This window comes from Cellulomonas xiejunii (assembly GCF_024508315.1).
Classification (GTDB): domain Bacteria; phylum Actinomycetota; class Actinomycetes; order Actinomycetales; family Cellulomonadaceae; genus Cellulomonas; species Cellulomonas xiejunii.
In genome coordinates this window covers 2,373,931-2,390,250 of record NZ_CP101987.1, presented here as the reverse complement: position 1 = coordinate 2,390,250, position 16,320 = coordinate 2,373,931, and the positions used below count along the sequence as shown (strand labels likewise).

Annotated in this window: 17 protein-coding genes, 1 tRNA gene and 1 other RNA gene; 14 read left to right on the top strand and 5 right to left on the bottom strand. The window is 74.6% G+C overall.

The window, feature by feature from the left end; genetic code table 11:
• Window positions 1–57: 57 nt before the first annotated feature.
• Window positions 58–1,299, bottom strand: coding sequence for a PucR family transcriptional regulator (locus NP048_RS10915; RefSeq protein ID WP_227575637.1), 1,242 nt, complete (start codon window positions 1,297–1,299; stop codon window positions 58–60).
• Window positions 1,300–1,412: 113 nt separating this feature from the next.
• On the opposite strand from NP048_RS10915, the gene NP048_RS10910 reads away from it, so the two are divergent.
• Window positions 1,413–2,099 carry a hypothetical protein gene (locus tag NP048_RS10910; protein WP_227575636.1) on the top strand — a complete coding sequence of 229 codons (687 nt, stop codon included), beginning with the start codon at window positions 1,413–1,415 and terminating at the stop codon, window positions 2,097–2,099.
• A gap of 107 nt (window positions 2,100–2,206) precedes the next feature.
• Here NP048_RS10910 and aceE read toward each other — a convergent pair whose 3' ends face one another.
• Entirely contained in the window at window positions 2,207–4,954 is a 2,748-nt protein-coding gene (aceE, locus tag NP048_RS10905) for a pyruvate dehydrogenase (acetyl-transferring), homodimeric type (RefSeq protein WP_227575635.1), read from the bottom strand.
• Between the two features lie 300 nt (window positions 4,955–5,254).
• On the opposite strand from aceE, the gene NP048_RS10900 reads away from it, so the two are divergent.
• From NP048_RS10900 to NP048_RS10870, 7 genes are all read left to right on the top strand, one after another.
• The gene (locus NP048_RS10900; protein WP_227575634.1) at window positions 5,255–5,677 is read left to right on the top strand and encodes a DUF3052 domain-containing protein; all 423 of its coding nucleotides are present in this window, start codon (window positions 5,255–5,257) and stop codon (window positions 5,675–5,677) included.
• The gene (locus tag NP048_RS10895) at window positions 5,674–6,147 is read left to right on the top strand and encodes a peroxiredoxin (RefSeq protein ID WP_227575633.1); all 474 of its coding nucleotides are present in this window, start codon (window positions 5,674–5,676) and stop codon (window positions 6,145–6,147) included. The genes NP048_RS10900 and NP048_RS10895 overlap by 4 nt, the downstream gene beginning before the upstream one ends.
• A gap of 10 nt (window positions 6,148–6,157) precedes the next feature.
• Entirely contained in the window at window positions 6,158–7,273 is a 1,116-nt protein-coding gene (locus NP048_RS10890) for a sensor histidine kinase (RefSeq protein WP_227575632.1), read from the top strand.
• Entirely contained in the window at window positions 7,270–7,926 is a 657-nt protein-coding gene (locus NP048_RS10885) for a response regulator (protein WP_227575631.1), read from the top strand. Before NP048_RS10890 ends, NP048_RS10885 begins: the two co-directional genes overlap by 4 nt.
• Before the next feature lie 94 nt (window positions 7,927–8,020).
• Window positions 8,021–8,734 carry an ABC transporter ATP-binding protein gene (locus tag NP048_RS10880; RefSeq protein WP_227575630.1) on the top strand — a complete coding sequence of 238 codons (714 nt, stop codon included), beginning with the start codon at window positions 8,021–8,023 and terminating at the stop codon, window positions 8,732–8,734.
• 5 nt (window positions 8,735–8,739) lie between these two features.
• Window positions 8,740–9,534: a hypothetical protein gene (locus NP048_RS10875; RefSeq protein ID WP_227575629.1), complete on the top strand. Its 795-nt coding sequence runs from the start codon at window positions 8,740–8,742 to the stop codon at window positions 9,532–9,534.
• 5 nt (window positions 9,535–9,539) lie between these two features.
• The gene (locus NP048_RS10870; protein WP_256769262.1) at window positions 9,540–10,280 is read left to right on the top strand and encodes a hypothetical protein; all 741 of its coding nucleotides are present in this window, start codon (window positions 9,540–9,542) and stop codon (window positions 10,278–10,280) included.
• A 45-nt stretch (window positions 10,281–10,325) separates the two neighbouring features.
• Here the strand turns inward: NP048_RS10870 and NP048_RS10865 are convergent.
• Window positions 10,326–10,399, bottom strand: a tRNA-Val gene (locus tag NP048_RS10865).
• Between the two features lie 100 nt (window positions 10,400–10,499).
• On the opposite strand from NP048_RS10865, the gene NP048_RS10860 reads away from it, so the two are divergent.
• Genes NP048_RS10860 through NP048_RS10845 form a run of 4 tightly spaced genes read left to right on the top strand, consistent with a single transcriptional unit; the run spans window position 10,500 to window position 14,249 of the window.
• On the top strand, window positions 10,500–11,549 hold the full coding sequence (locus NP048_RS10860; RefSeq protein ID WP_227575627.1) for a zinc-dependent alcohol dehydrogenase family protein: 1,050 nt from the start codon (window positions 10,500–10,502) through the stop codon (window positions 11,547–11,549).
• On the top strand, window positions 11,546–12,733 hold the full coding sequence (locus NP048_RS10855) for a Nif3-like dinuclear metal center hexameric protein (protein ID WP_227575626.1): 1,188 nt from the start codon (window positions 11,546–11,548) through the stop codon (window positions 12,731–12,733). Before NP048_RS10860 ends, NP048_RS10855 begins: the two co-directional genes overlap by 4 nt.
• Window positions 12,730–13,467, top strand: a complete 738-nt coding sequence (locus NP048_RS10850) for a zinc ribbon domain-containing protein (protein WP_227575625.1) — start codon at window positions 12,730–12,732, stop codon at window positions 13,465–13,467. Before NP048_RS10855 ends, NP048_RS10850 begins: the two co-directional genes overlap by 4 nt.
• Window positions 13,464–14,249 carry a histidine phosphatase family protein gene (locus NP048_RS10845; protein ID WP_227575624.1) on the top strand — a complete coding sequence of 262 codons (786 nt, stop codon included), beginning with the start codon at window positions 13,464–13,466 and terminating at the stop codon, window positions 14,247–14,249. The genes NP048_RS10850 and NP048_RS10845 overlap by 4 nt, the downstream gene beginning before the upstream one ends.
• A gap of 43 nt (window positions 14,250–14,292) precedes the next feature.
• On the opposite strand, the gene NP048_RS10840 is transcribed toward NP048_RS10845, so the two are convergent.
• Window positions 14,293–15,072 (bottom strand): YaaA family protein, encoded by a 780-nt coding sequence (locus tag NP048_RS10840; protein ID WP_227575623.1) that lies wholly within the window; start codon window positions 15,070–15,072, stop codon window positions 14,293–14,295.
• Window positions 15,073–15,124: 52 nt separating this feature from the next.
• Between NP048_RS10840 and NP048_RS10835 the strand changes: the two genes are divergently transcribed.
• Window positions 15,125–15,508, top strand: coding sequence for a tautomerase family protein (locus tag NP048_RS10835; RefSeq protein WP_227575622.1), 384 nt, complete (start codon window positions 15,125–15,127; stop codon window positions 15,506–15,508).
• 23 nt (window positions 15,509–15,531) lie between these two features.
• An RNA gene (gene rnpB, locus NP048_RS10830) (RNase P RNA component class A) lies at window positions 15,532–15,922 on the top strand.
• Window positions 15,923–15,951: 29 nt separating this feature from the next.
• Here the strand turns inward: rnpB and NP048_RS10825 are convergent.
• On the bottom strand, window positions 15,952–16,272 hold the full coding sequence (locus NP048_RS10825) for a hypothetical protein (protein ID WP_227575621.1): 321 nt from the start codon (window positions 16,270–16,272) through the stop codon (window positions 15,952–15,954).
• Window positions 16,273–16,320: the final 48 nt, after the last annotated feature.

Genomic DNA, 16,320 nt, shown 5'->3' with positions numbered 1-16,320 from the left:
TTGTCGGACCCGCACAAACGCCGTCCCGCGGAGCATCGCCCGCCGAGGTCCGGCCGGTCAGTCGTCCGCAGCGCCGAGCCGCCCGACGGCCAGCGCGATCTGCAGGACGTACGACTCGCGGGCGTCGAGGGGGTCCCACCCCGTCACGTCGGACACCCGACGCAGCCGGTACCGGACGGTGTTGGGGTGCACGTACAAGGTTCGGGCGGCGGCCTCCAGCGACCTGCCCGCGCCGAGGTAGGCCGACAGCGTGTCGAGCAGCGACCCCTGGCTCGCCGCGAGCGGCGCGTAGGCGCGCTCCACGAGGGCGCGACGTGCGGCGGTGTCCCCGACGAGGACACGCTCGGGCAGGAGGTCGTCGGCGTGCACGGGGCGGGGTGCCTGCTTCCAGCCGGGCGCCGCGAGCAGCCCGGCCAGGGCGGCGCGCGCCGACCTGGTCGCCTCGGCCAGCCCGGCTGCGGTGGGGCCCACCACGACGGGTCCGGGGCCGAAGCGGGGGAGCAGGGTCATGGCGGCCGCGCTCAGGTCTCCCTCGCCGCCGAGGAAGACGACGAGGCGGTCGCCGAGGATGCCGACGAGCGCGTCGTCCGCGGCACGTCGGGTGGCGCGGCGCAGGTCCGCCGCCCGCACCTCGTCCATGTGCGCCCCGGCCGTTCCCACCACCACCAGCGTCGAGCCGCGTCCGCTCCACCCGAGCGCCGCCACGCGCGAGCGCAGCGCGTCGTCGACGTCACCGCGCACCAGCGCGTCCACCACGAACGCCTCGAGACGCGCGTCCCAGGCGCCGCGCACCTCGGCCGCCCGCGCGTAGACCTCGGCTGCCGAGAACGCGACCTCGCGCGAGTACCGCAGGACCGCCTCGCGCAGCTCGCGCTCGGCACCTGGTGCCGCCAGTCGGTCCGAGTGGGTCTCGACGACGTCGACCACGACGCGGACGAGCTGCAGCGTGTGCTGCAAGGAGATCGACCGCGTCAGCTCGGGCGGCGCCGCGGCGAAGATCTCACTGACGCCGTGCGGAGGCCGCGACGGGTCGGCGTACCAGGTGACGAACGCCGTGATGCCGGCCTGTGCGACCAGGTTCACCCAGGAGCGGTCCTCGGCCGGCAGCGCGCGGTACCACTCGAGGTCGTCGTCGAGGCGGCGCATCGTTGCTGCTGCGAGCAGGCCGGTGCCGTCGCGGACCCGGCGCTGCGTCTCGCTCTGGTCGCTCGGCCCCTCCGACGCCCCGGCGGGGGCTGTCGCGGGCGGCAGGGTGCGGCGGGGCGAACGCGCCGCCGGCGGCCTCGAAGACGTCGCCATCCCGCGAGCATAGGGGCAACTTGTCGGAAGCCCACAAACCTCGCGGCTCGTCGGACACGGTCCACGGTCCGGCCGGACAGGTGCGCACGGGAGGGAACGGATAGTGTCGCGACATGGCTCTTCTGCCCCGCCTGCGCCAGCTGATGCGGCGACCCTCCTCGGCCTCCAAGGTCGGGGCGCGCCGTCCGACGACGGCCTCGCGGCGTGGTGACACGCTCCACGAGGACGCGCTGCGATCCATGCTCAGCGACGACCCCAACAACGAGCGCGCCTTCCTGGCCCTCGCCGAGATCGTCCGCCGCCGTGCCGCCGAGTCCGTCCCCGAGGAGGACCCGCTGACGGCACCGAACGTCGAGCACGAGCGCCAGCACGCGGCCGACCTGGCCGTCTGGTCGCTGGGCGAGGAGCTCGCGGGCAACCCGCGCGCGTGGTACCCGCTGATCGAGGTGGCGCGGCTGTCGGTACGCGACGACCACGAGGGGACGATCCGCCGCCTCACGACCGCCGCAGAGCGCGACCCCTCGGGGCAGGCGCTCGTGCAGGGGATCGCGCTGCTGTGCGAGGCGGGCCAGCCTGTCGATGCGCTCAACCTCGGTGTGGGGCACTGGCGGCCCCGCGAGCACGTCCCCGAGGTCGCGCGTGAGCTGGTCCGGGCGGCGATCGCCGCCGAGCGGCCGCTCGAGGCCAAGCAGCACCTGGCGTCGCTCGACCTGTACCCCGACCAGCAGGCGATCGCCGGGCTGAAGGACGAGCTCAGGATCGAGATCGCCCAGGCGCAGCAGTCGATCCCCGGGACCTGATCCCCGGGGCCTCGCGCAGCGAGCCCCACCCGACAGCCGCGTCCTGAGCCCGGACGCAAGGACGCCCCCGGCCGCGAAGCCGGGGGCGTCCTTGCGTCAGCGGGAGGTCAGGAGTCGCCGCCCGTGTTGCCGGACGTGCCGGCCGTGACGTCGTGGAGCCGGTAGCGCTCGATCGCCTGCGCCGGGAGCGACGGGTCGACCTTGCCCTCGAGCACCAGCTGCTGCAGCACCCGCACGACCGTCGACGGTCCGTCGATCTTGAAGTGCCGACGTGCCGCGGCACGGGTGTCGGAGAAGCCGAACCCGTCGGCACCGAGCGTCGCGTAGCGGCCCGGGATCCAGGCGCGCACCTGGTCGGGCACGAGGTGGTCGTAGTCCGTCGTGGCGACGAACGGGCCCTCCGCGCCCTGGAGCTTGGCGGTGAGGTACGGGGTGCGCACCTCGTCGCCGGGGTTGAGGAAGGCGTGCTGCTCGGCGGCCAACGCGTCGCGGCGCAGCTCGTTCCAGCTCGTCACCGACCAGACCGCAGCACGCACGCCCCAGTCCTCGGCCAGCAGGTGCTGCGCCTCGAGCGCCCACGGCACCGCGACGCCGGACGCAAGGATCTGGGCGCGCGGCCCGTCACCCTCGGCCGGGGCCACGAGGTGGATGCCCTTGAGGATGCCCTCGACGTCGACGCCCTCGGGCTCGGCGGGCTGCACCATCGGCTCGTTGTAGACCGTCAGGTAGTAGATGACGTCCTTGTCGCGGCCGTCCGCCGTCTCGCCGTACATGCGCTCGATGCCGTCGCGCACGATGTGCCGGATCTCGTACCCGTACGCGGGGTCGTAGTGCACGACGTGCGACATGGTGCCGGCGAGCAGGGGCGAGTGCCCGTCGGCGTGCTGCAGGCCCTCGCCCGTCAGCGTCGTGCGGCCGGCGGTGGCACCGATGAGGAAGCCGCGCGCCATCTGGTCGCCCGCCGCCCAGAACTGGTCGCCCGTGCGCTGGAACCCGAACATCGAGTAGTAGAAGTAGAACGGGATCAGCGGCTCGCCGTGCGTGGCGTACGACGTGCCCACCGCCTGGAACGCGGACGCGGAACCGGCCTCGTTGATGCCGGTGTGCATGATCTGCCCGGACTCGGACTCCTTGTAGCTCAGCATGAGCTCGCGGTCCACGGCCATGTAGTTCTGGCCGTTGGTGTTGAAGATCTTCGCGCTCGGGAAGATCGAGTCCAGGCCGAACGTGCGTGCCTCGTCCGGGATGATCGGCACCAGGCGGTGGCCGAACTCCTTGTCCTTGACCAGGTCCTTGAACAGGCGCACGAGCGCCATCGTCGTGGCGACCTCCTGCGTGCCCGAGCCCTTGGCCAGGGACTCGTAGGTCTTGTCTCCCGGCAGCGTCAGCTTGGTGTGCGCGCTGCGCCGCTCGGGGACGAACCCGCCCAGCTGGCGGCGCCGGTCGAGCATGTACCTGATCGCGTCGTCCTCCGGCCCCGGGTTGTAGTACGGCGGCAGGTAGGGGTTCTCCTCGAGCTGCTCGTCCGTGATCGGGATGTGCAGCGAGTCGCGCAGGGTCTTGAGCTCCTCGACCTTGAGCTTCTTCATCTGGTGCGTCGCGTTGCGGCCGGCGAAGCCCGACCCCAGCCCGTAGCCCTTGATGGTGTGGGCGAGGATCACGGTCGGCTGCCCGGTGTGCTCGCGCGCGGACTTGTACGCGGCGTAGAGCTTGCGGTAGTCGTGCCCGCCGCGCTTGAGGGCCCAGATCTCGTCGTCCGTCATCTTCTCGACGAGCTGCTTGGTGCGGGGGTCGCGGCCGAAGAAGTGCTCGCGGATGAACGCGCCGCTCTCGGCGCGGTACGTCTGGAAGTCGCCGTCGGGCGTGGTGTTCATCAGGTGGACCAGCGCGCGGTCCTTGTCGGCGTTGAGCAGGACGTCCCACTCGCGGCCCCAGATGACCTTGATGACGTTCCAGCCCGCCCCGCGGAACTGGGCCTCGAGCTCCTGGATGATCTTGCCGTTGCCGCGCACGGGCCCGTCGAGGCGCTGGAGGTTGCAGTTCACGACGAACGTGAGGTTGTCCAGGCCCTGCTGGGCGGCGTGCTGGAGCATCCCGCGCGACTCCGGCTCGTCCATCTCGCCGTCGCCGAGGAACGCCCACACGTCCTGCTGGCTGGTGTCCTTGATCCCGCGGTTGTGCAGGTACCTGTTGGTCCACGCCTGGTAGATCGCGCCGGACGGGCCGAGGCCCATCGAGACCGTCGGGAACTCCCACAGCTCGGGCGCCAGGCGCGGGTGCGGGTAGGACGGCAGGCCGCCGCCGGGGTGTGACAGCTCCTGACGGAAGCCGTCGAGCTGGTGCTCGGACAGCCGGCCCTCGAGGTACGCACGGGCGTAGACACCGGGGGAGGCGTGGCCCTGGAAGTACACCTGGTCGCCGCCGCCCGGGTGGTCCTTGCCCCGGAAGAAGTGGTTGAGGCCCACCTCGGTGAGCGTCGCGACGGACGCGTAGGAGGAGATGTGCCCGCCCACGGCCACGCCGGGACGCTGGGCACGCGTGACCATGACGGCCGCGTTCCACCGGATCCACGAGCGGTAGCGCCGCTCGATGACCTCGTCGCCGGGGAAGTACGGCTCGTTGTGGACCGCGATCGTGTTGACGTACGGGGTGTTCAGCGACGCGGGGATCGCGACATTGCGCTCGCGTGCGTGCCGCAGCATGCTCATCAGCACGTAGCGGGCCCGCGGGCCACCCTTCTCCTCGATCAGTCCGTCGAGGGACTCGACCCACTCACCGGTCTCTTCCGGGTCGATGTCGGGGACCTGGCTGAGCAGGCCGCCGATCAGCGGACCCGTCTCGTCGATGGAAGCCACCGGTGCTCCTTCTGCGTCTCGTGCGCACCGGGCGCCCCGTGGCGCCGCAGCCCGCTCCAGTGCCTGCCTCCGGCGACCTGCGCTGTGGCGCGGGTGCGGTTGCGGGCCGTCCGACCATTCTCGGTCCGTCCGACCCCGAAAGTCACACCGTGGTGCCGCTGCGAGGGCGTGACGTCCATGACACGCGCCCGGATCGCCTCTTGCCAGCGCCCCCTTGCCTGCGGTGGGCTAACGTGTGCCGACATCGACAGGTGGGTCTGCGGACAGTGCGGCGCACCGGGGGAGAAGGGAACGGGCCACGTGTCATCCACCGCGGACGACTCCGCGACGCAGGCGGTCACCCGCCTCGGCTTCACAGCCGGGCAGGTCATCCAGGAGCTGAACTACGACGACGACGTCGACGCCGACGTCCGTACGCGTATCGAGGCCGTCACGGGGACGGAGCTCGTCGACGAGGACTACGACGACGTCACCGACGGTGCGATCATCTGGTTCCGTGAGGACGACGGGGACCTGACGGACGCGCTCGTCGACGCGACGAGCGTGCTCGAGGACAGCGGGCCGATCTGGGTGTTCTCGCCCAAGGCTGGCCGTGCCGGTCACGTGTCGCACTCCGACATCGAGGAGGCGGCGACCACGTCAGGCCTCCACGCGATGTCGACCTTCGCCATCGGCCCGGACTGGTCCGCGACGCGGCTCTCCTCGCGCGGCCGCGGCAAGTGACCGCCGCGGGCGTCCCACTCCTCGGGACGCGCGCGCCGGAGCTGACGCTGCCCGACACGCACGGCACACCGGTGCAGCTCTCGCAGCTGCGGGGCACGCCGGTCGCCGTCGTGTTCTTCCCCTTCGCGTTCTCCGGCATCTGCACCGGCGAGCTGTGCGAGCTCCGCGACAACGTCGCGGCCTTCGACGACGCGGGCGTGCGGCTGCTCGCCGTGTCGTGCGACCCCATGTTCACGCTGCGCGCGTGGTCGGAGCAGGAGGGCTACACGTTCGACCTGCTGTCGGACTTCTGGCCGCACGGTGCCGCGGCGCGTGCCTTCGGTGTGTTCGACGAGACCACGGGGCACGCCCTGCGCGGCTCGTTCCTCCTCGACGCCGACGGGGTCGTGCGCTGGAGCGTCGTGAACCCCCGCGGGCAGGCGCGTCCGCTCGCGGCGTACCGCGAGGCCCTGGCGACGCTCGGCGTCTGAGACGGCCCTCGTGCGCGACGACCGCACCGGTGGGGTCGCGGTGTCGTGGTTCGTCGACGCCGTGGTGGCCCTCGTGGTCGTGGCGGCCTTCTGGGTCCCGTTCGTGCCGCGGGGAGCTGCCGGCGCGCCGGTCGCGGTCGGGGCCTGCGTCGTCGTGGGTGGCGCGGTGCTGCTGCGGTGGCGGTGGCCGACAGCCGCGACCCTCGCCGCGGCCGCGGCGACGGCCGTCGGGTGGGCGGTCGGTGCCAGCAGCGACCCGATGACGGCCGCTGCGTGGTGCCTCTACCCGCTGGCCCTGCGTGCCGGTGGCGGTGCCCGGCGCGCCGGGCGGCTCGCGGGTGGCGTGGTGGCCGCCGCCGGTGTGCTCGCCGCGACGTCGGCGGGCAGCTCGCTCGTGCAGCGCGTGCTCGTGTCGGGGATCGCGCTCGGGGTCGCCTGGCTCCTGGGGCGCGCCGAGGCGCGGCGCGCGGAGGCGGTGCGCCTGGCTGCGGACAGGGCGGCGCAGGTCGAGCGGATGCGCACGCAGGCCGCGACGGCCCGCGAGGTGCACGACGTCGTCGGGCACGCGCTGACCTTCATCCGCGCGGAGGCCGACGTGGCGCGCAACCTGCCCGGCACGGACGAGCAGGAGCTCCGCGCGAGCCTGGCGGACATCGAGCAGCGGGCGCGCGACGCCCTCGAGGAGGTGCAGGCGTTCGTCCGCGAGCTGCGCGCCGGGGTGCCCGGCGCGGGCGCGACGACCGCCGCGGACCCGGCGCAGGCCCTGCCCGGGCTCGTCGCCGCGGCGCGGGCGGGGGGTCTTCGCGTCACGTCGCGCCTCGACCTGCCCGACCTCGACGCGGCGACAGGTCACGTCGTGGTCCGGGTGGTGCAGGAGGCGCTGAGCAACGTCGTCCGGCACGCCGTCGCGAGCGGCTGCGAGGTGGTCGTCCGGGAGCGCCACGACGTCCTCGAGGTGCGGGTCGACGACGACGGCCGCGGGCCCGCTGACACGCCGTCGTGGGGTGCCGGACTGACCGGGATGCGGGAGCGGGTTGCCGCCGTCGGCGGGGAGCTGACCGTCGGGCGGCGGCCGGGCGGCGGTACCCGGGTGCACGCGCGGATCCCGCTGGAGGGTCGCCGGTGACGAGGGCGATCACGGTGCTCCTGGCGGACGACGACGCGGACCTGCGGCGCGTCCACCGACGCCTGCTCGACCGGACCGACGGCTTCCGTGTGGTCGACGAGGCGGCGACGGTGCCCGAGGCGGTCCGCCGGATCACGGCGCTGCGGCCCGACGTCGCGCTCGTCGACGTGCAGATGCCCGGCGGCAGCGGGCTGGACGTGGTGCGCGCCGTCGCGGGGTCGAGCACGCGCGTGGTCGTGCTGACCACGTTCGACCTCGACGAGTACGTGGGTGAGGCGCTGCGGGACGGTGCCGCCGGGTTCCTGCTGAAGAACGCGTCGTCCGCCGAGGTGCTCGCCGCGATCCGCGCCGTGCACGCCGGCCACGGCGTGCTGGCGCCGGAGGTCACGGCGCGGCTCATGGGCCAGTTCGCCGCGCGGCCGCGGCCCGCGCCGCACGCGTTCGCCGGTACGCGCCTGAGCGCGCGCGAGCTGCAGGTCGTACGGCTCGTCGCGGACGGGCGGTCCAACCAGCAGATCGCCGACGAGCTGTACCTCACTCTGCCGACCGTCCGCACGTACCTGCGGCGGCTCTTCGTCAAGCTCGACGTCCGGGACCGCACGCAGCTCGCGGTGCTCGCGCACCAGGCAGGGCTGCTGCACGAGCCGCGCTGAGCCGGACGTCTACTTCCGGACGACACGGCGCGCGGCACCGGTCCGGGACGGTGGAGCCGACAGGTTCCCCGAGCGGACGTGAGGAGCAGCGCGCGTGATCGAGATCCAGGGTGTCACCAAGCGGTACGGGCCGAGGACGGCGGTCGAGGACGTGAGCCTGACGGCCGCGCCGGGACGCGTCACCGGGTTCCTCGGGCCCAACGGCGCCGGCAAGTCCACGACGCTGCGCGTGCTGCTCGGCCTGGACCGCCCGACGGCGGGGCGCGCCCTCGTCGACGGTGTGCCCTACCGCGACCTGCGCCGGCCGCTGCGCACCGTCGGGGCCATGCTCGACGGCGCAGGGGCGGTCCCCGAGCGGCGGGGCGTGGACCACCTGCGGTGGATCGCGCAGACGCACCGCATCCCGGCGCGCCGCATCGAGGAGGTCCTCGACGTCGTCGGCCTCACGGACGCCGCGAGAGCCCGTGTCCGCACGTACTCCCTCGGCATGCGGCAGCGCCTGGGGCTCGCCGCGGCGCTGCTCGGCGAGCCGCGCGTGCTCGTCCTCGACGAGCCCGTCAACGGGCTCGACCCCGAGGGCATCCGCACGGTCCGGACGTTCCTGCGCGACTACGCCGCGCAGGGCAACACCGTGCTGCTGTCGAGCCACCTCATGGGTGAGACCGCGCAGACGGTGGACGACGTCGTCGTCATCGACCGCGGGCGCGTCGTGACCAGCGGCCCGCTGGAGGAGGTCACGGCGGGCCACGCCGGGCTGGAGGACGCGTTCTTCGCGCTCACCGGCACCGCGCCGGGGCAAGGGTGGTGACCGCCGTGCTCGCGACCGTCCGCTCCGAGCTGACCAAGGCCGTCACGCTGCGCAGCACGTGGCTCGTGGTCGGCGCGCTCCTGGTGCTCAACGCCGTCGTCATCGCCATCCAGCTGCCGCTCTACCTCGATGCCATGGCCGCGGTCACGTCCGACGGCCTCGTCGAGGTCTTCCCCCCGGTGCAACAGTCCGTCGCCTCGCTCGCGGCGGAGTGCGCGACGTGGCCCCTGCAGATCGGTCTGCTCGTGTTCGTCGTCGGCGCCCACCTCGCCGGCAGCGACCTGGGCCGTGACCGGCTCGGCGTCGCGGTGCTCGCGGTCCCGGACCGGGCCCGGCTGGTCGGGGCCAAGGCGCTCGCGACGGCGCTGCTGGCGCTCGTCGTCGGTCTCCTGCTCCTGGCGCCCGCCGTCGCAGCGACGTACGCCGTCGTCAAGGACTGGGACCCGACCCTGGCCTGGGGTGCGCCGGCGCTGACCGGCTACGCGCGGTTCCTGGTGTTCGTCGTGACGACGACGCTCGTCGGGTTCGCGCTGGCACTGCTCGGGCGTCGCACGCTGGCCGGGGTGCTGCCGTGCGTCGCCATGCTCGGGCTCACGCTGTCGCAGGCCGTGGCGGCCGTCGCCCCCGGCCTCGACGCGCTGCTCCCGACCAGCGCGGCGCGCAACCTGCTCGTGCTCCCGGACCCGACGCTGCCACCGCTCACCTCCGGGACGAGGTACGCCACGGCCGTCCTGGTCGGCTGGGCGGTCGTCGCCGTGGCGGCGTCGGCGTGGGCGCTGCACCGCCGGGACGCCCGGTGACGGCCGTGGACGTCGCCTCCCCGCCGCGCGTGCGCGACGTCGTCCGTGCCGAGGTCACCAAGGCGCTCACGCACCCGGTGACAGCGCCGGCGGTGCTGGGTGCTCTGGCCGTGAACACGGCGCTCGCGGTGATCGTCACCTCCGACGTCGTGCGCCTCGGAACGGGGGGCGAGCCCGTGTCGCTCGAGGCCTTCCCCGGGCTGCTGGTCGCGCCGGTGTACCTGCTGCTCATCGCGGTGGCCACCGTGGCCGGCAGCGAGCACACCACGGGGCAGCACCGCGTGACGCTCACGGTCGTCCCCCGGCGAGGTCGGCTCGCCGTGGCGCAGCTGCTGGCGCTCGTCGCGGTCTCGACGCCGGCGGCGCTGCTCGCGCTGGCGCCGGCCCGGCTGGTGCTCGCCCGGCAGGACGGCCCCGGCCTGGCGGACGGTGCGCTCGACGTGGGGCGCTGGGTGCTGGCGTACGTGCTGCTGTCCGTGGTGGCGTACGGGCTGACGAGCGTCGTCCGCAGCGCCACCACCGCGCTCGGCGTGCTGGCCGCCCTCCCGGTCCTGGTCGCCACGGGTGCGCTGCCGTGGCCCCGCGTCGTCCGGTTCCTGCCGCACGAGGCCGCGACGGCGGTGACCGGGGTGGCCGACGGCGCGGTCACCGCGCTGACCTCCGGGGTGGCGGTGCTCGTGCTGGGCGGGTGGGCGGTGCTCGCCGCGGCCGCGCACACGGCGAGCCTCCTGCACCGGGAGGCGTGAGCGGTCGGCCGCCCGAGGTGCGGGGCCCTGTGCTGCTGCGAGGAGTGGGCCCGGCCGGTCTCGAACCGGCGACCTCCGCGGTGTAAGCGCGGCGCTCTGACCAACTGAGCTACAGGCCCTTGCGGTCGGTCAGCCTACCGGCGTCACCGGCCCCTGCCGCACGTGCGGGGCACGCCGCAGCAGACGCCTGCGGCCGGACGCGTGCGTAGGCTTCGGCATGTGCGAGCCACCGTCATCCACGGCCCCCGCGACGTGCGCGTCGAGCAGGTGCCGGACCCCGTGATCCACCGCCCCACGGACGCCGTCGTGCGGGTCGTCGCGACCTGCGTGTGCGGCTCCGACCTGTGGGGCTACCGGGGGGTTCGGCCCCCGAAGCAGCCGCAGCGCATCGGCCACGAGTTCGTGGGCGTGGTCGAGGAGGTCGGCTCGGGCGTGCGCCGGGTGAAGGTGGGCGACTTCGTGGTCGCGCCCTTCTCGATCGCCGACGGCACGTGCGCGCACTGCCGCAACGGGGTGCACACGTCGTGCGAGCGCGTCGCCTGGTGGGGGTCGCCGGACCACGAGGGCATCGCGTCGGACGGCGCCCAGGGCGAGTACGTGCGCGTGCCGCTGGCCGACGGGACGCTCGTCGTGACGCCCGAGCACCCCGACGACGCCCTCCTGCCGCACGTCCTGACGCTGACCGACGTGCTCGGCACCGGTCACCACGCGGCGCTGTCCGCCGGCGTCCACGCCGGCTCGAGCGTGGCGGTGGTCGGTGACGGCGCCGTGGGCCTCTGCGGCATCATCGCGGCGCGGCGGCTCGGGGCCGAGCGGATCGTCGCGTTCTCACGCAACCCCGTGCGGCAGGCGCTCGCGCGTCGGTTCGGTGCGACGGACGTCGTCGCCGAGCGCGGTGACGAGGGGGCGGCGGCCGTCGTGGACCTGCTCGACGGCGTCGGGCCGGACGGCGTGCTGGAGTGCGTGGGCACCAAGGAGTCCATGGCCCAGGCGCTGGCGACCGTGCGGCCCGGTGGTCGCGTCGGGTTCGTCGGTGTCCCCGCGGGCGGTCCGGAGCTGCCCGTGCAGACGATGTTCTCCGCCAACAAGGGCGTGGTCGGCGGGGTCGCACCCGTGCGCGGCTACATCGAGGGCCTGCTGCCGGACGTCTGGGCCGGGACCATCGAGCCGGGCCTCGTCTTCGACGCGACCTTCGCGCTCGGCGACATCGCCGACGCGTACCGCGCGATGGACGAGCGCACCTGCACGAAGGCGCTGGTCCTGCCGTGACCGCGACGCTCGCGGACGTCGTCGCCGCGCTCGACGGCCGGTACCCGCCGCGGACCGCCGAGTCCTGGGACCGCGTCGGCCTGGCCGCGGGCGACCCGGCAGCGCCGGTGCGGCGCGTCCTGTTCGCCGTCGACCCGGTGGCGACGGTCGTCGACGAGGCGGTCGCCTGGGAGGCGGACCTCCTGGTCACGCACCACCCCTTGCTGCTGCGGGCCGTGCACTCGATGGCCGCGACGACGTACAAGGGCGCGCTGCTCCACCGGCTCGTGCGGGCCGGGTGCGGGCTGTACACGGCCCACACCAACGCGGACGCGGCGCGCGGTGGCGTGGCCGAGGCACTGGCCGACGCCGTCGGCCTGGTCGGCACCGAGCCGCTGGTCGCGGCCGACGCGCCCGCGCTCGACAAGCACGTCGTCATGGTCCCGGTCGCCGACGCGGAAGCCCTGGTCGACGCGCTCGCGGCGGCCGGCGCCGGTGAGGTCGGCGACTACGCGCGATGCGCGTGGACGGCCACCGGGCAGGGCACGTTCACGCCGCTGCCCGGGGCGTCTCCCGCGGTCGGGTCCGTCGGGAGGCGCGAGACCGTCGTCGAGGCACGTGTCGAGATGGTCGCGCCGCGTCAGCTGCGGGGGCGGGTCGTGGCCGCGATGCGGGCGGCCCACCCGTACGAGGAGCCGGCGTTCGACGTGCTGGAGCTCGCCGCGCTGCCGGGGGAGACCGGGCTGGGTCGTGTCGGCGCGCTGCCCGCCCCCGTGTCGCTGCGTGACTTCGCCGCCGCGGTGGCCCGCGCGGTGCCCGCCGCCGCGCAGGGCGTGCGGTACGCCGGCGACCCCGACATGCCGGTGCGTCGCGTCGCGGTGCTCGGCGGCTCCGGGGACTCCCTGTTCGACGCCGTGCGCGCCGCCGACGTCGACGTGTACGTGACCGCCGACCTGCGGCACCACCCGGCCTCGGAGCAGCAGGAGCGCGCCGCGTTCGAGGCGGGCGGCGGACCACCGCGGCCCGCGCTGGTCGACCTCGCGCACTCCGCCTCGGAGTGGTTGTGGCTGCCACGCGCCGCCGACGCGCTGCGGGCCGATCTGGCGGCCACGGGCACTACGGTGGAGACCCGCGTCAGCACGCGGCGCACCGACCCGTGGACGGGTCACGTGCCGCAGACGTCCCTGCCGGAAGGAACCACGTGACGACCGCCCCCGCAGCCGACCAGCGCCGACTCCTCGACGTCCAGGAGCTCGACACCCGCCTCGCGCAGCTCGCGCACAAGCGGCGTTCGCTCCCGGCCCTCGCGCGTCTCGTCGAGCTCGACTCGCAGCTCGCGGACCTCGACGCCGCCCTGGTGACGTCCCGGACGGCGGCGTCGGACCTGCGCATCGAGGTGGCGAAGGCGGAGACCGACGTCGACCAGGTGCGCAGCCGCGCCGCCCGCAACCAGGCGCGGCTCGACGGCGGGCAGGTCGGCGCCAAGGACGCTCAGGCCCTCACGAGCGAGCTCGAGAGCCTCGCGGCGCGTCAGGCGCACCTCGAGGACGTCGAGCTCGAGGTCATGGAGCGGCTCGAGGCGCACGAGGCCGTGCTGCGTGACCTCGAGCAGGCGCAGGGTGCTCTCGTCGCGGACCGGGACAAGGTCGTCGCCGAGCGGGACGCCGGGTACGCCGAGCTCGACGCCGAGGCCGCGCGGGTGCGCGCCGAGCGCGAACGTGCCGCCGAGGGCCTGGACGCGGGCCTCGTCGCGCTCTACGAGCGCCTGCGCGGGCAGCTCGGCGGCAGCGGGGCCGCCGCGCTGCGTGGCAACCGGTGCGAGGGCTGCCGCCTCGACCTGAACGGCCAGGACCTCGAGGTGATCCGTGCGCGTCCGGCTGACGCGGTCGTCCGGTGCGAGGAGTGCGGGCGCATCCTGGTCCGGCTCACCGACTCGTGACACGCGGGTCGGGGTCACCCGCCGAGCCGCTGGCGCCCACGGGCGCGGACCCCGCGGGCTCCGGCACGCCGGCTGCGGGGCAGGGCGTCGCGCGGGTCCGTGCCGTGCGGCCGTCGGGGACCGCCCCGCGGTTCGACGACGACGAGCCGACGACGGTCGTGCTCGTGCGGCACGGCCAGACCGCGATGACGGTATCGCGGGGGTACTCGGGCTCCTCGGAGCCCGGGCCGTCGCTCGACGACCTCGGGCGGACGCAGGCGGCGGCTGCCGCGGCGCTCGTCCACCGCGTCGGCCGGGACCTGTGGGGCGACATCGAGTACCCGAGCGAGATCGTCGCCTCTCCGATGGTCCGCACGCAGGAGACCGCCGCGATCCTCGCCGAGCGCCTGGGGCTGCCGCTGCGCACCGACGCCGCCTTCCAGGAGGCGGACTTCGGGCACTGGCAAGGGCTGACGGCCGAGCAGATCGAGGAGCGCTGGCCCGAGGTGCTCGAGCCGTGGCACACCGACGGCCACGTGCGCCCGCCGGGCGGTGAGTCCATCGCGGACGTCGGGGTGCGGCTGCGCCGCGGGCTGGACGGACTGCTCGAGGGCGGACCGCGGACCGTCGTGGTGGTGTCGCACGCGGTCGCGATCCGCGCGGCGCTCGGCGTGACGATGGGTGCCCACCCCGGGACGTGGAGCCAGCTGCGCGTGGCACCCGCCTCGGTGAGCATCGTGCGGCTGTTCGCGGACCGCCGCGACGAGATCGCGGTGGCGGGCGCACCCAGCGAGGGCTGGTGACGTCCGGCCGCTGATGACGCCGGACCGCTGACGCCGGGCCGCGTCAGACGACGAGCGACAACGTGCGCGCCCCGCGCCGCGGCTCGGGGCCCAGCTCCACGGCGTGCAGCGCGTCGCCGACGAGCGCGCTCGCGGCGTGTGCCAGCTCGTCGGCGTCGCGCGGCTCGCGGCCGCGGCGGGTCACGAGGTGGCGTGTCAGCACGCCGCGTGTGTGCTTGGCGTGGTGCGAGACCACGGAGCGACGTCCGTCGACCTCCCGCAGCACCCGCACGTCGACCCAGCGTGCGCCGGCCGGCGGGGTCCACGCGGCGCGGTACGCGGCCGACCGGCAGTCGACGACCAGCTCGTCCTCGGTGCGCTGCGTCAGCTCGACCCCGAGCGGACCGCGCCACGCGGCTGCGAGTGGGCCGATGCCGGGCAGGTCCGTGCCCATCGACAGGCGGTAGGCCGGGACGACGTCGTCGACCGTCAGGACGCCCCACAGCGCCGAGACGACGCGCACGCTCGCGACCGCCCGGGTGCGCGCCGCCGGGGTCAGCGTGTCGAGCCCGGCCGCGCCGTACAGCACGCCGGTGTACACGCGCGAGGCGCGTGCCGCGGGCGCCGAGCGCAGCACGACGTTGCGCGCGACCTCGTCCACGAGCCCGCGCGAGACGCCGAGCACGTCGCACGCGTCCGGGCGGCCGCTGACGGCGACGAGCGCGTCGAGCACCTTCTCGCGGACCGGCGTCAGGCCCGGGTGCGACAGCGACGCCAGGTCGAGCGGGGGAGCGGCGGCAGGCGCGGGCGTCTTGCCCTCCGAGGGCGGCAGGAGCACGAGCACCGCACGAGGGTACGGTGTGCGCTCCGCCGTCCGACGACGTCAGGGGTGTGACGTGGCGCAGGTCAAGGTCTACGGGCGCCGCTCGGTGTGGGGTGCACGCCGCCAGGAGGTCTCCGACGCCGTGCACGACGCGCTCGTCGCGGCGTGGGGGCTGCCGGGCGACAAGCGGTTCCACCGGTTCCTGCTGCTCGACGACGAGGACCTCGTCGCGCCGCGCGGCCCGGCGTACCTCGTCGTCGAGGTCGTGTGCTTCACCGGCCGCAGCCCGGGTGCGGTCCGCGCGCTGATCGCCGCGTTCTTCGACGACGTCGCACCCGCGCTCGGCCTGGGCGCCGACGACCTGGAGGTCGTGGTCATCGAGAGCCCGCCGACGCACTGGGGCATCCGCGGCGTCGCCGGTGACGAGCTGGCCCTGCCGTACCGCGTCGAGGTGTGACACGGGTAGGCTGACCGCGCGGATGAGTCAGCCAGGCGGCCGCGTCAGGACCCTCGGGTCCTGCCGAGGAACGTCCGGGCTCCGTAGGGCAGGGTGGTGGGTAACACCCACCCGGGGTGACCCGCGGGAAAGTGCCACAGAGAACAGACCGCCACGACGGACCGGCTCGCCGGGACGACGCGGTAAGGGTGAAACGGTGGGGTAAGAGCCCACCAGCGCGCCGGGTGACCGGTGCGGCTCGGCAAACCCCACCCGGAGCAAGGCCAGACAGGGAGCGTTCGAGGGTTGCCCGCCCGAGCTCCCGGGTAGGCCGCTGGAGGCGTGCGGCAACGTACGTCGTAGATGGATGGTCGCCACCCGCGCGAGGGCAACCGCGCACGGGGACAGAACCCGGCGTACCGGCTGGCTCATCCGCACCTGAGCCGCCGGCAGGGCCGGCGCGGTCAGTCGCCTGTGGCGAGCTCCCGGCGTGCCGTGGCCTGCCGCTCGCGCTCGACGTCGCTGATCGTCGCGGGTCCGCTGCGGGGCCGCAGCACGACGCCGCCGAGGCGGTCGAGGTGCTGGGCGATCCGGTAGAGGCCGACGGCCAGCAGCGCCATCCCCGCGGTCCCCAGAACGTTGCCGACCGTCATGAGTGAGTGGGTGACGTCGGCGACGGAGTAGCTGAGGTCGGCGACCGCGGGTCCCAGCAGCGCGAGCACCAGGCCCACGCCGATCCACGGGGCCGCCGGCTTCGGCGTCGTCTGCTCAGGTCTGTCGCTCATGGTCGCTACGATGCCGCACGACGCGCACGCGCACGGGCGGTTCGCTGA